16 protein-coding genes are annotated in these 13,992 nt (G+C 57.5%); 4 read left to right on the forward strand and 12 right to left on the reverse strand.

From position 1 onward, the window contains the following. Complete coding sequence (locus IPJ12_08735; protein ID MBK7647228.1) at window positions 1-552, forward strand: YfiR family protein; 552 nt, start codon at window positions 1-3, stop codon at window positions 550-552. Continuing rightward, entirely contained in the window at window positions 549-2,567 is a 2,019-nt protein-coding gene (locus IPJ12_08740; GenBank protein MBK7647229.1) for a response regulator, read from the forward strand. The genes IPJ12_08735 and IPJ12_08740 overlap by 4 nt, the downstream gene beginning before the upstream one ends. Here the strand turns inward: IPJ12_08740 and IPJ12_08745 are convergent. Beyond that, entirely contained in the window at window positions 2,510-4,009 is a 1,500-nt protein-coding gene (locus tag IPJ12_08745) for a YdiU family protein (protein MBK7647230.1), read from the reverse strand. The genes IPJ12_08740 and IPJ12_08745 overlap by 58 nt on opposite strands. A gap of 206 nt (window positions 4,010-4,215) precedes the next feature. Here IPJ12_08745 and IPJ12_08750 point away from each other — a divergent pair, with 206 nt between their 5' ends. Then, on the forward strand, window positions 4,216-4,434 hold the full coding sequence (locus IPJ12_08750) for a hypothetical protein (protein ID MBK7647231.1): 219 nt from the start codon (window positions 4,216-4,218) through the stop codon (window positions 4,432-4,434). 2 nt (window positions 4,435-4,436) lie between these two features. Here the strand turns inward: IPJ12_08750 and IPJ12_08755 are convergent, their stop codons facing one another. The 11 genes from IPJ12_08755 to ybgC form a co-directional block, all read right to left on the reverse strand. Then, window positions 4,437-5,534, reverse strand: a complete 1,098-nt coding sequence (locus IPJ12_08755) for a YeeE/YedE family protein (GenBank protein MBK7647232.1) — start codon at window positions 5,532-5,534, stop codon at window positions 4,437-4,439. 2 nt (window positions 5,535-5,536) lie between these two features. Continuing rightward, on the reverse strand, window positions 5,537-6,211 hold the full coding sequence (queC, locus tag IPJ12_08760; protein MBK7647233.1) for a 7-cyano-7-deazaguanine synthase QueC: 675 nt from the start codon (window positions 6,209-6,211) through the stop codon (window positions 5,537-5,539). A 210-nt stretch (window positions 6,212-6,421) separates the two neighbouring features. Then, on the reverse strand, window positions 6,422-6,784 hold the full coding sequence (locus IPJ12_08765; protein MBK7647234.1) for a PilZ domain-containing protein: 363 nt from the start codon (window positions 6,782-6,784) through the stop codon (window positions 6,422-6,424). Window positions 6,785-6,799: 15 nt separating this feature from the next. Beyond that, window positions 6,800-7,438: a 7-carboxy-7-deazaguanine synthase QueE gene (gene queE, locus IPJ12_08770; protein ID MBK7647235.1), complete on the reverse strand. Its 639-nt coding sequence runs from the start codon at window positions 7,436-7,438 to the stop codon at window positions 6,800-6,802. Then, the gene (ybgF, locus tag IPJ12_08775; GenBank protein MBK7647236.1) at window positions 7,439-8,179 is read right to left on the reverse strand and encodes a tol-pal system protein YbgF; all 741 of its coding nucleotides are present in this window, start codon (window positions 8,177-8,179) and stop codon (window positions 7,439-7,441) included. 5 nt (window positions 8,180-8,184) lie between these two features. Further along, window positions 8,185-8,730 carry a peptidoglycan-associated lipoprotein Pal gene (gene pal / locus IPJ12_08780; protein ID MBK7647237.1) on the reverse strand — a complete coding sequence of 182 codons (546 nt, stop codon included), beginning with the start codon at window positions 8,728-8,730 and terminating at the stop codon, window positions 8,185-8,187. 24 nt (window positions 8,731-8,754) lie between these two features. Continuing rightward, complete coding sequence (tolB, locus tag IPJ12_08785) at window positions 8,755-10,026, reverse strand: Tol-Pal system protein TolB (protein ID MBK7647238.1); 1,272 nt, start codon at window positions 10,024-10,026, stop codon at window positions 8,755-8,757. 31 nt (window positions 10,027-10,057) lie between these two features. Then, window positions 10,058-10,867: a TonB C-terminal domain-containing protein gene (locus IPJ12_08790; GenBank protein ID MBK7647239.1), complete on the reverse strand. Its 810-nt coding sequence runs from the start codon at window positions 10,865-10,867 to the stop codon at window positions 10,058-10,060. A 5-nt stretch (window positions 10,868-10,872) separates the two neighbouring features. Beyond that, window positions 10,873-11,274: an ExbD/TolR family protein gene (locus IPJ12_08795; GenBank protein ID MBK7647240.1), complete on the reverse strand. Its 402-nt coding sequence runs from the start codon at window positions 11,272-11,274 to the stop codon at window positions 10,873-10,875. A 3-nt stretch (window positions 11,275-11,277) separates the two neighbouring features. After that, window positions 11,278-11,955 (reverse strand): protein TolQ, encoded by a 678-nt coding sequence (tolQ, locus tag IPJ12_08800; protein ID MBK7647241.1) that lies wholly within the window; start codon window positions 11,953-11,955, stop codon window positions 11,278-11,280. Beyond that, the gene (gene ybgC / locus IPJ12_08805) at window positions 11,952-12,374 is read right to left on the reverse strand and encodes a tol-pal system-associated acyl-CoA thioesterase (protein ID MBK7647242.1); all 423 of its coding nucleotides are present in this window, start codon (window positions 12,372-12,374) and stop codon (window positions 11,952-11,954) included. Before ybgC ends, tolQ begins: the two co-directional genes overlap by 4 nt. 135 nt (window positions 12,375-12,509) lie before the next feature. Here ybgC and IPJ12_08810 point away from each other — a divergent pair, with 135 nt between their 5' ends. Next, window positions 12,510-13,973 carry a GGDEF domain-containing protein gene (locus IPJ12_08810; protein MBK7647243.1) on the forward strand — a complete coding sequence of 488 codons (1,464 nt, stop codon included), beginning with the start codon at window positions 12,510-12,512 and terminating at the stop codon, window positions 13,971-13,973. Window positions 13,974-13,992 lie beyond the last annotated feature (19 nt).

Consider the following 13,992-nt stretch of genomic DNA (forward strand, 5'->3'; position numbering starts at 1 on the left):
ATGCCAGCCCGCACGCAATTTTTGTCGCAAATACGCCCCGTCCGCTGGCTGGTCTTGCTACTGCTAAGCTGTGTGTCGACCGCATTTGCTTTTCCGGAATCGGAGCCTCAGCTGGAGGCTGCCTATCTTGTCAATTTCATGAAGTACGTCGACTGGCCGGCCAGCAACCGTACAACAACGACAATCTGCCTGTTTGGCCGCGATACTCTGGGTCCATTTCTTGCCGGCTACGAAGGCCGCTCGGTGGGCGGCAAAGAGTTGCGCATTCGCCGAGCCAACAGCCCTGACGACATGTCGAACTGCCAGCTGGTATACATCCCCGACATCGAAGAAGCCCGAATTGGTGTCGTTTTGCGCTGGATTCAGAACATGCCGATACTCGCCGCCAGCAATACTGATGGATTTGCCCGTGCGGGAGGAGGCATCGAACTGGTCCGTAGCACAGGCCGCGTCCAATTCATCGTCAATGCCGAAAGCCTCACAAAAAATGGCCTAACGCCAAGTTCGCAAATGTTGCGCCTTGCTCAGAAGGTCATCGGAGCTGAGCGTTGAGTACGCATCACAGCATTCGCAAACGAATTGCCTTGGCGATTGCTGCCTCGCTCGGTATTGGCCTCCTGCTGTCCTTCCTGACCTTTGCGGTCCGTGAGGTCGACCAGCGGCGCCAGGCCAAGACGACGGAGTTGTTCGCCATGGCCGATGTGGTGGCCTTCAATGCCTCGGCCGTCATCGAGTTCAACGATACCAAGGGCGCCAAGCAATTGCTCAGTTCGTTTGGAGAGCATCCGGATGTATTGACTGTTCGTCTGCTCGGCACCAACTCGAATTTTCATTACCACTTCGATGCACCCAACCGTACCCTTCCGGCGCAGGTAGCGCTCGGCGACCAGCCGCATAGCGAACGTGCCGTCTATGCCGACTGGTCAAACGTGACCGTGGCCGTACCTATCCGTTCGGAAGATGGCGTCGTTGGTACGGTCACCATCACCTCCAGCCTGGACACCGTTTGGCGGGCGATTATCTGGAACCTGATGCTCTCCCTGCTGGCCTTGGCACTGTCATTCGTGATCGCCTTCGCCATCGGCCGCCAGATGCTGGCTTCGATACTCGCCGCCCTTGGCTCACTGACCAATACAGCCCAATACGTCGCTGAATCGAAAGACTATTCAAGACACGCGAAAATTTACTCCGATGATGAAATCGGGCGCTTGGGCGACGCCTTCAACGCCATGCTCACCGAGATTGCCGAGCGCGACCGCCAGTTGGCGGATCAGCGCGATCATCTGGAAGATACCGTGCAGGAACGCACCCATGCCTTGTCATTGGCCAAGGAAGCCGCCGAAGCGGCCAGCCGGGCAAAAAGCACCTTCCTGTCGAACATGAGTCACGAACTGCGCACACCGATGAATGCGATCATCGGCATGACCTACATGCTCAAGCGCAACAATCTGGACGGCAGCCAGATCGACAAGCTGGGCAAGATAGACGGCGCCGCCAATCACCTCCTGCAGCTGCTCAACGACATCCTTGACCTCTCCAAGATCGACGCTGAACGAATGACGCTTGAACGGACAGCATTCTCGGTCGATGCCCTGACGCAGGAATTGGCGAATCTGCTTGCCCCGCGTGCCGAATCCGCCCGCCTGCATTTTGTGCTCGACATCGACCCGCGCCTCAAGGTCATGCGACTTTTGGGCGACCCGCTGCGCTTGCAGCAAATTTTGCTCAACCTTGCCGGTAACGCTATCAAGTTCACAGAGCGCGGCGAAGTTCGCGTTGTGGCGCGCATTGCTGAGAATGGTGGAGACAGCGTTCTGCTTGAGCTTTCAGTCTGGGATACCGGCATCGGTATTGCCCCAGAGGCGATGGATCGCATCTTCAACCCGTTCGAGCAAGCTGATGGCTCGACGACACGAAAATATGGTGGCACCGGTCTGGGCCTGCCCATCTGCCAGCGCCTCGTGCGACTGATGGGCAGCGAAATTCAAGTAGTCAGCACCCCCGGCGCGGGCAGTGCATTCACTTTTGCCATTCGTCTGCAGCAAGCTGAAATAGCGCCGACCCGGACAATCGTCACGCCTCAGTGCGGTGACGATGCGGAAGATGCATTGCGGGCCGAGTTTTCCAATTGCCGAATCCTGGTCGCCGAAGACGACTGGGTGAATCAGGAAGTTGCGCTCGAACTGCTGCAGGTAACGCTCGGCTTTCCAGTGGATATTGCCCCGGATGGCTTGCAGGCCATTGATATGGCATTGCGCGATCACTACGACCTGATCCTGATGGACATGCAAATGCCCGAACTTGACGGCCTCGGTGCCACCCAGGCGATTCGTGAAATCCCCGGTTATGAGAATATTCCAATCATCGCGATGACCGCCAATGCCTTTGCCGAAGATCGCGCCCGCTGCCTGGACGGTGGCATGAACGACTTCATTGCAAAACCGGTCAATCCGGACACGCTGTTCGCCGTGATGCTGAAGTGGCTCCGTATCCACGAAGCCGCGCGCGCTCAGCTGGAACAGCTAACCTCTAGACCAGTCGCCCAATCAGGCGGCAGCGCAGCATAATCTTCGCAGTCTGGCTGCTCGTCAAATGGCCGACGCAGGCAGGCAAGCAGCCGCTTTACATCGGAAAAATCACCTGCCTTCGCCTTTCTGATCGCAGCCTCGGCCAGCCAGTTACGCAACACATACTTGGGGTTGGCGGCCAGCATGGACGCCTGCCGCTCGGCATCAGGCCACGGGGTCCGGGCCAGTCTGGCTCGCCAGCCATCCAGCCAGAGATCGCAGGCACTGCGGTCGATAAACAGGTCGCGCAAGGCGTTTTCGGATTTTGAGCGATTTTCCGGGTTGACCGCAGCAGATAGCTTGGACAGGGTCCGAAAGAACAAGGTGAAATCCGGGCGATGCTCTTGCAGAAAGCCAAAGGTTTCACCAATGAAATTCTCGTCATCGGGTAGCGTCTCACGCAGCCCCAGCTTGGCGCACATCAGGCGCTCGAAAGTCAGTGCGAAGGCGTCACCATACGTCTCATCAACGGCCGCCCGGCCAGCCGCCGGACGCTTCAACAACGGCAGAAAGGCATCTGCCAGACGATAAAGATTCCATTGCCCGACATGCGGCTGGTTGCGGTAGGAGTAACGGCCCTGATGATCGGAGTGATTGCAGATATGACCGGCATCGAAGGCTTCCATGAAGCCGAATGGGCCGTAGTCGAGCGTCAGGCCGAGGATGGACATGTTGTCCGTATTCATCACGCCATGCATGAAGCCGACCGCCATCCAGTGTGCCATCAGCTCGCCGGTCCGGCGGGAAACATCACGCAATAGCGCATCGTAGGGATTCGCTGCGGTACGGCATTCCGGCCGGAAGGTGTCGATCACATAGTCGGCCAGTTGCTGCAATTCAAGATGCCGGTCACGCGACGCCCAGTGTTCGAACGACCCGAAACGGACAAACCCGGGCGCCACCCGCGCCACCACCGCCGCTGTTTCAATTTCTTCGCGGCGCACCGGCTGATCGGCGCCGATGACGCACAACGCGCGGGTCGTCGGCACGCCCAATCCGGCCATGGCCTCCGAACACAGAAATTCACGAATTGAGGAACGCAATACGGCTCGTCCATCCGCCCCCCGCGAATACGGGGTGCGCCCGGCCCCCTTGAGCTGGATTTCCCAATGTCCAAGCCCATTGCGCAGGCCGCCCAGCAAATGCGCCCGGCCATCACCCAACTGACCCGCCCAGATGCCGAACTGATGGCCAGAGTAAACCGCAGCCAGCGGCTCGCTACCGGGCATCAATTGATTGCCGGCAAAAATTTCGGCGAACTGCGGACTATCGAGAAAGCTGGCCGGCAGGCCGAGCATGCCGGCCACTTCATCGCTCACCGCAACAACGTGCGGGTTACGCAGTGGCTGCGGATTCAGTCGGGTATAAAAAGCGTCGGGCAGCGCAGCAAAGCTGTTGTCAAAAACAGGCAGATCATTCGGGAGGGATTCAGGGGCGTTCATTGTGTCGGGTTTCTGGCAAAGGATTGGGGCTGTGCCAGCTTGCAGCAAATGGCATGCCGGCTAGCCCAAGATCAGAACATGAAAACCGCAGATGGTTCGCACCGAGCATGTTCCAGCAAGGACAAGCCGAATCTGCTCACTGCATTTGCATCAGCGCTAAAATGCGCCTTATTGGGCCGAAGTAGACCCACCTTCAAAGTCAGCCAATGAGCCGCTACCCATTTTCCTTCGTTGCCCTGACCCTGCTGGGCATTCTTTGCGCAATTCCGGGAATTATCAGTCTGGCCGGATTCGGTGCCAGCCTGCACCCGGTATTGGACGACCCTATGGCCGGCCTAGCGTTCATTGTGTCGGCAATTGCCCTGATTGGCTCGGGCGCCTTCCCGCTGGTCATCGCCAAGCTCAAGGAAAACGAGAAGCCTTAGGCCTAGCGCATCAGGCGCCAGTACTGGAACTTCAGCATGGTTGCTGCCCCGAGTACGATGGCCAGAAAGGTAATGATCGACCCCAACGCCAGCGTAGAGATGCCGCTGATCCCCTGGCCAACCGTACAACCCATGGCCACCACCCCGCCAAAGCCCATCAGCGCTGCACCCATCAAATGACTGGCGGTGTCTTCGACACTGACAAAACCTTCCCAGCGAAAATTACCGCTCAGCACCGACCAAGCAAATGAGCCGGCAACTACGCCCAGTGCAGTAGCAATGCCAAAACTCATCGTGCGGCTGGTGTCTGACCACAGCATCAGCAATTCCAGCGCGTACGCCTGGGGTGCGACAAAACTCAACGCCTCCATGCGTCCGCTATTGGTTGCGAGAAAGGCTTCCTCCAGTGTTTCCGGATGCTCGGCGATATAACCGAGGTGACCGCTGACGTACCATGCGGCAACGATGGTCAGCCCGATCCCCAATCCCGCGAGGAGGTTGTCGAAGGTCCGGAAATCACGTTTGAGCAGACATGCTGCGGTCAACCCGCCACCGATGGCCAAAACCGAAAAACGGAAAGCCATCCCCGGATCAAAACCGGCCGCGCTCAGCAACGCCGGAACGTCCTGTCCGCCTGGAAGAATAATCGCCGCTTTTTGCAGCACGTTAACCCGAAATACGCCGAAGATACCGCGCATTGTCATATAGGCAACCACCCCGAGTACGACAAAGACCACCAGCGATTTCAGGTTGCCACCACCGATGCGAATCAGTGTCTTCGAGCCGCAACCGGAGGCGAGCACCATGCCGACGCCAAATGTTGCGCCGCCCACGATGTACGAGAGCCAGGTAAAATTTGGCGTGCGATAAATCGACTTGCCGAGATCGATCAGTCCGCCAAGGTGCAGCGCTGCGGCACCCAGAATGGCGATGCCAATGGCCAGCAGCCACATCCGCATGCGATTCCAGTCGCTCATGTTAACGATGTCGGAGACCGCCCCCATGGTGCAGAAATGGGTCTTCTGGCCGATGCCGCCAAAGATGCAACCAATGGCAAACGCCAGCCAGAGGATCAAATTGGCGGAAACAGCTGTTTCCATACTCAGGATCGATAGATCGTCGGGTCAGGCAATCCGGCGGCGGCAAAGCCTTCGGCTCGCAGGCGACAGGAATCACAAACACCGCAGGCGCGGCCATCTTCATCGGCCTGATAACACGACACGGTCAGACTGTAATCCACGCCCAACGCGGCACCGGTACGAATGATCTCGGTTTTGGACAAGTCGATCAGCGGCGCATGGATGGAAAGCTTGTGCCCTTCGACCCCGGCCTTGGTCGCCAGATTGGCCATCGTCTCAAAAGCTGCAATGTATTCCGGCCGGCAATCCGGATAACCGGAATAATCCACGGCATTCACGCCAACAAAAATATCCAGGCTGCCCAGCACCTCCGCCCAGGCCAGTGCCAGCGACAGCATGATGGTATTGCGCGCCGGCACATAGGTCACCGGAATACCGGGCTGCACGCCGTCGGTCGGTACGGCGATACTGGTATCGGTCAGCGCCGAGCCTCCGAATTGGGCCAGACCAAAATTCACGATGCGATGCTCGGCAGCGCCTAGCGCCTTGACGACACGATCGGCCGCGACCAGTTCTGCGCAGTGTCGTTGCCCATAATTAAAGGACAGGCAATAGGATTCGAATCCCTGGCTACGGGCAATAGCCAAGCATGTGGCGGAGTCGAGTCCACCGGAAAGGAGTACGACAGCTTTCTTCATGGGGCGTGAATATACCCCAAAAGCGCCCTTAGCCGAGCAGGTATCTGCTTGTTCACAATCCCTTTTCTACCTCAAAAGGGGGAGACTGGTGAGCCGCATATCCATCCCATCCATATCGGCCGAGGCGTGGAAAATATCCAATCCAGAGCTTCTCGGTGAGCACATCAAACTTTCTTGTGCAGTGACGAATTCAGCGGATATGACGCGGGTTCAATATTCGGCGAGTTGGGAAAATTCGCGTTCTGCCAGCGCCTCGTTGCCCAAATTCAGCTCAACCAGACGCCGCAGGTGAGTAACACTGTCCAGATCAATTTCACGACAAGCCAAGCCATAGTAGTTGGCCATGTGGTGTACGACAGTCGCTTCCATCCGGATCGTCGTTCCTAGCGCGTCCAGACGAATTTTCAGCGTGCCATGGGTCCCAACGTTGACGAACATGTTGGCGTTGGGATGGATCAGTGCGCCTTGCAGCGAGAGATCGAGCACTTCGACACCATACTCGCCATCGGGCAAAAAGAGACTGGCTTCACTCTGGAAGGCAATGCGGGAAAACTTTCGGCGATTACGTTCCACGTGCGTCTCCATTCCTTATTTTCCCTGCATGTTACCCCAAAGCAACTTGTGCAGTTGAAGCTGGAAACGGACATCGAGCCCGTCCTGGAGTATCCATTCAGCCAGCGATTGCGGCTCGATCAAGCCCTGGGCTGGCGAAAAAAGGACCGAGCAAATCCGGGCAAGCTGGCGTTCGCGCAACACGTCCCGCGCCCACTCGTAATCGCTGCGCGAAGCAATGACAATCTTGAGTTCGTCACGTCGATTGAGTACCGCCAGGTTTTCCCAGCGGTTCCTGGCGGATTCGCCTGAATCGGGCGCTTTCAGATCCATGATCCGCGCGACACGCGCGTCGACATCCGCCACGTCAATCGCACCAGAGGTTTCCAGCGAAACGTCGTAGCCGGCATCACACAGCGCCGTCAGCAACGGCAGGCAATCCTTCTGCGACAACGGTTCGCCACCGGTCACGCAAACCTGGCGGGCCGGATATTTGCCGACCTCGGCGAGCACCGATTCAATGCTCGCCGGCTCGCCCCCGGTAAAACTGTAGGTGGTGTCACACCACGTACAACGCAACGGGCAACCAGTCAGGCGGACAAACACGGTCGGCAACCCCGCGCGCGATGCCTCGCCCTGCAGGGAGTAAAAAATCTCGGTAAGGCGTAGGGCCAATTATTTCTTCTTCAATCGCTGGCGAGCTGTTTCAGCAGCAGGCGCACTCGGGTATTTGGCAAGCACCGTTTCCAGCGAATGTTTGGCGCCCTTCGAATTACCCATTTCCTGCTGGCAGGTAGCAATTGCCAGCCAGGCATCCGGCGCTTTCTGGCTCTCGGCATACTTCGTAGTGACGACGCTTTGCGCCTCGATGGCACGCTTGCAGTCGCGCTGGGCGTACCAGGCATTACCCAGCCAGTACTGGGCGTTGGGCGCCAGCGAACTGTCCGGATATTTCTGGACGAAGCCGCCAAAACTGGTCGCTGCTTCCTTGTACTTGCCTGCCTTGAACTGGTTCAGGGCTGCTTCGTAGTCCTGATTTTCCCGGGCCGGATCAATCGCCGGTTTCGAATTTGGCGAATTTTCCGGGTTGACCGCAGCACTCGAGCTAGCGGCCGTCTCAAACTTGCGCAGGCGAGTGTCAAGATCGAGATAGAAATCCTGCTGGCGTTTTTTGGCGGTGTCCAGCTCGTAATTGAGCGTTTCGATCTGACCCCGCAGGCGGGCAATCTCTTCAACCTGGCGCTGGATCTGGCCTGCCAGATCCAGCTGTGCCTTGGCCTGCTGGTCGAATCGCGCCTCTGTCTTGATCCTCAGATCAGTCACCTGGCGGCGCGCTTCTTCGTCGTCAAAAACACCGGCGTGGGCCTGAACGGCCCCTAGCGCGGCGATCAGAAGTGCGATTCGAACCGGGCGCATGATGCTTAGAACTCGCCGCGGCCGTCAGCAGCCTTGTAAAGGATATCGGCACGGCGGTTTTCAGACCAGGCAGCTTCGTCGTGACCGGCGTTCTTCGGCTTTTCTTCGCCGAGGCTGACCGATTCAATCTGGGCTTCCTGAACGCCGAGCAGGCTGAGCGAACGCTTGACGGCTTCGGCCCGCTTCTGGCCGAGCGACAGGTTGTATTCGCGGCTGCCACGCTCGTCGGTATTACCCTGGATCAGCACTTTGAAGCCCTTGTTGGCGACCAGATACTTGGCGTGCGCGGCGACCAGATCCTTGTAATCATCACGAACTTCATACTTGTCGAGATCAAAGTAGATGCTGCGTTGCGACAGCTTGCTGGACGGATCGGTCAGTTCGCGCGGCAAGCCGCTGGCATCAAGACCACCGGCCTTGACCGGGGCGACGCCCGTGGTAGCACCACTACGGGATTCGACCGGGGCGCCATTGCTGTCTTCCGGCAGCGGGGTGGTGGAACAGGCAGCCAGCAAGGCAGACAGCAGGGCGGGTATCAGCAGTTTTTTCACAAAGTTCTCCGATGGATAAGTGGATTATTGGTAGTACGGGCCCCAGGCCGGTTCCCGGACATCGCCGGCAGCCACCGAGAGGCGTTGTTTGATCCTGCCATCGCTGGAGACAGCCGATAGTACGCCGCGCCCGCCGACTTCAGTAGCGATCAGGATCATGCGGCTATTCGGGGCGAAACTGGGAGATTCGTCCTTGTTGGAATCACTCAGCACCTGGACTTGGCGGCTGGCCAGATCCATGACTGCGAGCTGGAAGCGGCCTTCGCGGCGGCTGATGAATGCGATGCTCTTGCCATCCGGCGACGGCCGCGGCGAGACATTGTAGCTACCTTCGAAGGTGACGCGTCGGACCTCACCGCCGCTGGCGCCAATCTGATAAATCTGCGGGCTACCGCCACGATCCGAGGTGAAATAGATGGTTCCCCCATCCGCCGAATAACGCGGCTCGGTATCAATGCCGGAGGATTGAGTGATGCGCTGCAGGCCACTACCATCTGCATTGACCGAGTAGAGCTGCGAAAATCCGTCCTTGGATAGCACAACCGCCAGCTTGCGACCATCAGGTGACCAGCCCGGCGCCGAGTTGGAGCCCTTGAAATTGGCCACAATGTGACGCTGCCCGGACGACAATGAATGGACATAGACCACCGGCTTCTTCTTCTCGAAGGAAACGTAGGCCAGGCGGCCGCCATCAGGCGACCAGACCGGCGAAATGATCGGCTCGGAGGAGGTCAGCGCCGTCGCTGCATTCTGACCATCCGAATCGGCGATCTGCAGCAGGAATTGGCCACGCGACTTCACGACATAGGCGATGCGCGTCGAGAAGACGCCTTTTTCGCCGGTCAGCTTTTCATAGATGAAATCGGCAATGCGATGGCCGGCAGCTCGCAACTGGACGTTGCTGGTGACATAAGCGGCGCCACCCAGCGACACTGCCTTCTGCGTGTCGTACAGGCGGAAACGGGCTTCCATACGGCCATCGGCACTGCGTCCGATACTGCCGGCAGCCAGCGCATCAGCACCCTTGCCTTTCCAGTCGGCGTAATTGACAGGTGCGCTTTCGTCAAAGGCCTGGCCGCCATTGTCGATCAGCTTGAACAGACCGCTACGTTCAAGATCGGCGCGCACGGTGGTGGTTATCACGCGAGAAGCAGCCGGATCACCCGGAAAATCGACGATCGTCACCGGAATGCGGCTGGCGCCGGCACCGGTGATCTCGATGGAAAGCTGGGCGTAGGCCATTCCTGCGGTCAACAGGGAAAAAGCCAGAAAAATGCGACGGGAAATTCGGGACATTTCGTTCATTTTCATAAGGATTCGCGCGATTTTACTCTTCTAACGGCTTGTATTTGATTTCCAGCTCCCGCTTAAATAGCGAGGGGTCATCCGGCTTGGGCAAGGGTGAGGATTTCCGGATAGCACGCTCGATCGCAGTATCCAGCGCCGGATTGCCACTGGAATGCTTGAGCCTGACGTTCAAAACTTCGCCAGTCGGCAACTGGCTGACTTCAAAAATTGCTTCCGGATTGCCTTGAATTGAAGGCGGCAAGACGATATTGCCGCGTACCTTGCCACGAATCTTGTTGGCGTAATCAGCCATTCCCCGCTTATTCGACGATGCCCGCTGCTCCGCCTCTGCGGCGGCTGCATTGGCCATGTGTTGGGTACTCGGATTCGGACGAGGTTTCAGCTCCGCGGTTTCACGCGACAATTCCTTGCTGAAATCCGGCACCTTGGGTGGCGGTTTGAGTTCCGGCTTTGGCTCGGGCTTCTTGGGCTCAGGCTTTTTCGGTTCCGGCTTGGGTGGCTCGGGTTTAGGTTCCGGTTTTTTCGGCTCCGGCTTTTTCTTTTCTTCCTTGATCGCAATATCCGGCTTTTTCAGCACAGGCTCGGGCTTCGGCTCAACACGTGGGATTGGCTTCGGTTCCGGTTTGACCTCGGGCGGTGGCGGCGGAGGCGGCGGTACATAAGTCGCCTGCTTTGGCGTCGCCGACCACAACTCGACCTCCATCACCTCCGGGGGGCTACTCTTCCACTGCACCCCGAGAAACAGCGCGGCAATCAGCCCGACGTGCACCATCACGGTGAACGCCAATGCGTATTTCTTGCCAGGCTCTTCGCGTTTGTCGAGGATCATCAAGGCTATTTGCTGGCGGTTTCCAAGCCGACCTTATCGAAGCCCATTCGCTTCACCTCGTCAAGAACCTCGATGACGTTCTTGTACTGGGTTTCCTTGTCGCCGGCGATCAGAACTGCAATTTTTTCATCAGGCGCTTTCAAGGCATTCAGCTCACCCTTAAGTTCCTTGATGCCCTTTATTTTCCTGGCCTTGCCATTCACATCAAAGACCGACAACGCGCCTTCGCTGCCTACTTCCACCTTGATGTATTTCGGCGGCTTTTGTGGGGCGGTACCGGTGCTGGGCAAGTCAACCGATCCGGTAGTCATCATCGGCGTTGCGACCATGAAGATGACGAGCAAGACCAGCATGACGTCGATGTAGGGTACAACGTTGATTTCACTTTTTAGACGACGCTGGCGCATGACTTAACGCATCTGCCGTTGCAGAATGTTGGAAAACTCCTCCATGAACGACTCGTAGTGCGTGGCGAGGCGGTCGATGTCATGCGAGAAACGGTTGTAAGCGAGCACGGCCGGAATGGCAGCGAACAGGCCTATTGCGGTCGCGACCAACGCTTCGGCAATGCCAGGGGCGACCGAGGCGAGCGTGGCCTGACCGACATTCGAGAGGCCGCGGAAAGCGTGCATGATGCCCCAAACCGTGCCGAACAGGCCGATGTAAGGGCTGACCGAGCCGACCGAGGCAAGGAACGAAAGGTGTGATTCGAGCGAATCCATCTCGCGCTGATAGGTCGCGCGCATGGCGCGGCGAGAGCCGTCGACGATGTCTTTGGAGTCGAGGTTCTTCTGGCCCTTGAGCTTGGTAAATTCACGGAAACCGGACTCGAAGATGCGTTCCATCGAGCCCGCGTGGTGACGATCATTCACCGCGCTGTTGAAGAGGTTGTTCAGATCACCACCAGACCAGAAATCACGCTCGAAAATCTCGGTCTTTTCGCGGGCCAGCTTGACCGTGATCAGCTTCATGAAAATGTAGTACCAAGACATGAAGGATACCCCTGCCAGCAATGCCATGACGGCTTGCACGACCGCGCTGGCCTGGAGAATCAGATGGAGGATGGACATATCCTGGGTGACGTTCATTTCAGCGCTTCCAGTTTTTGATGCAGAAAATCGGGGATGGCAGACGGGGTCATGGTGGACATATTGACGCAGGCAATTTCGACGGTGCCGGTGACCAGCTCGACATCACCGCGACGGACATGCTGGCGGAAAACAACACGGACACGGGTCAGTTTTTCAACCTCAAGACCAACCACTAGCTCGTCATCGAGCCTGGCCGGCTTCAAATACTCGCAGCTCGCCTTGCGTGCCACAAAGCCGATACCCGCCTCCGACGCCAACGCCGACTGGTCATGGCCGGCAAAGCGCATCCATTCGGTACGGCAACGTTCGAAGAACTTCAGGTAATTGGCGTAGTAAACGACGCCGCCAGCATCCGTATCCTCGTAATAAACTCGGACGGGAATCGAAAAGGCATTGGGTTTCGGCTCGTATTTCATCTTCACGATTTTACCTTGCAGCGCAACATCTTTTGTAACGTTCTGTCGCAAAGTTAAAGCCTTGCTCCACTCGCTACCCATAGCGCCCCGAGCCAAGCGGTGACACAGGTGTTCAACATCCGCCATAATCGCCCGATGATCCGCCACGCTCATATAACTGACCGACGCCACTTGCTCCTGCTGCTTAGTGTCGTGCTCAGTGCCGGCTTTTTTGCCACCACACTGTTTGGTTACTTTGTCTCGAAAGCGGCCATCCGATCGGCGATCATCGGCCAGGATCTGCCCTTGACGGCGAGCAACATCTATTCGGAAATACAGAAGGATTTGGTACGCCCCATCCTGATTTCATCAACCATGGCGCATGACACCTTCCTCCGCGACTGGGTGCTAAAAGGCGAAAACAATGTCGCGGAAATGTCACGTTTCCTGGCCGAGGTCAAACAACGAAACGGGGCCTTCAGCAGCTTTTTTGTCTCGGACAAAAGCAGGATTTACTACACCGGCAACGGCATATTGAAGCGCGTCACCAAAGACGAAGCACGGGATGCCTGGTATTTCCGGGTTCGCAACCTGGAGGAAGGCTACGAGATCAATGTCGATACTGATATGGCCAATCTCGACGCACTAACCATCTTCGTTAACTACCGCGTATCGGATTTCAACGGCCAATATATCGGCGTCACCGGCATCGGCCTGACCGTGGATGCCGTGCGAAACCTGATTACGGAATACCAGAAGCGTTTCCGGCGCACTATTTATTTTGTTGATCAGCGGGGACAGGTGGTCGTTTTTGGCAACCAGACAGGCATTCAGAGCGAATTACGTAGCCGGGCCGGCCTCGGGCCGCAGATCGACCACATCTTACAGGCGCGCTCCGGCACCTATCAGTTTACCGATGGCGACAGCCATGTGCTCAATGTCAATTACCTGCCCGAACTGAAGTGGTACCTGTTCGTCGAACAAAACGAGGATGTGGCACTAGCCGGCATTCGCCAGACGCTCTATATCAACCTCGCGATCAGTCTCGTGGTCACGTTGGTTGTCATTTTCCTGACCTATCTCAGCCTGGGTCGTTATCAGCGCAAGATTGAGGAAATGGCCTCGACGGACAAATTGACCGGCCTCCTCAACCGCCACGCCTTCGGTATCCTGATCGACAAGCTGATTGCCTCCTATCGCCGCGCTCCGCAGCCGATTACCGTGCTGCTCGCCGATATCGATCATTTCAAGCACATCAACGACCAGTTCGGACATCGGGTCGGCGACATCGTGTTGGCCGGGGTGGCCAAACTACTCCAGGAAAACCTGCGCAAGGCCGATTTTGCCGTGCGCTGGGGCGGTGAGGAGTTTCTGGTGATATTGCGCGGCTGCACGATGGCCGAAGGCTTGGTAGTCGCCGAAAAAATTCGCAGCGAGATCGCCGAAAAGCAGATTTACGAGGCAGAACCGACGCTCCGCGTCACCATCAGCGTCGGCGTCAGTAATTTCGACGATAGCGAACCGATCGACCAGACCGTCAATCGCGCTGACATGGCGCTCTATATGGCCAAGGAGCGTGGTCGTAATCGCGTATGCCAGGTCGAGGAAAACAAGCCCTGAGCCCTGAGCACAGGGCAAA

The organism is Betaproteobacteria bacterium (assembly GCA_016709965.1).
GTDB lineage: Bacteria > Pseudomonadota > Gammaproteobacteria > Burkholderiales > Rhodocyclaceae > Azonexus > Azonexus amarohabitans.

Coding starts and splice junctions, on each gene's coding strand:
- IPJ12_08735 (MBK7647228.1), top strand. CDS start 1: ATGCCAGCCCGCACGCAATTTTTGTCGCAAATACGCCCCGTCCGCTGG.
- IPJ12_08745 (MBK7647230.1), bottom strand. CDS start 4,009: ATGAACGCCCCTGAATCCCTCCCGAATGATCTGCCTGTTTTTGACAAC.
- IPJ12_08750 (MBK7647231.1), top strand. CDS start 4,216: ATGAGCCGCTACCCATTTTCCTTCGTTGCCCTGACCCTGCTGGGCATT.
- IPJ12_08755 (MBK7647232.1), bottom strand. CDS start 5,534: ATGGAAACAGCTGTTTCCGCCAATTTGATCCTCTGGCTGGCGTTTGCC.
- queC (MBK7647233.1), bottom strand. CDS start 6,211: ATGAAGAAAGCTGTCGTACTCCTTTCCGGTGGACTCGACTCCGCCACA.
- ybgF (MBK7647236.1), bottom strand. CDS start 8,179: ATGCGCCCGGTTCGAATCGCACTTCTGATCGCCGCGCTAGGGGCCGTT.
- tolB (MBK7647238.1), bottom strand. CDS start 10,026: ATGTCCCGAATTTCCCGTCGCATTTTTCTGGCTTTTTCCCTGTTGACC.
- IPJ12_08790 (MBK7647239.1), bottom strand. CDS start 10,867: ATGATCCTCGACAAACGCGAAGAGCCTGGCAAGAAATACGCATTGGCG.
- IPJ12_08795 (MBK7647240.1), bottom strand. CDS start 11,274: ATGCGCCAGCGTCGTCTAAAAAGTGAAATCAACGTTGTACCCTACATC.
- tolQ (MBK7647241.1), bottom strand. CDS start 11,955: ATGAACGTCACCCAGGATATGTCCATCCTCCATCTGATTCTCCAGGCC.
- ybgC (MBK7647242.1), bottom strand. CDS start 12,374: ATGAAATACGAGCCGAAACCCAATGCCTTTTCGATTCCCGTCCGAGTT.
- IPJ12_08810 (MBK7647243.1), top strand. CDS start 12,510: ATGATCCGCCACGCTCATATAACTGACCGACGCCACTTGCTCCTGCTG.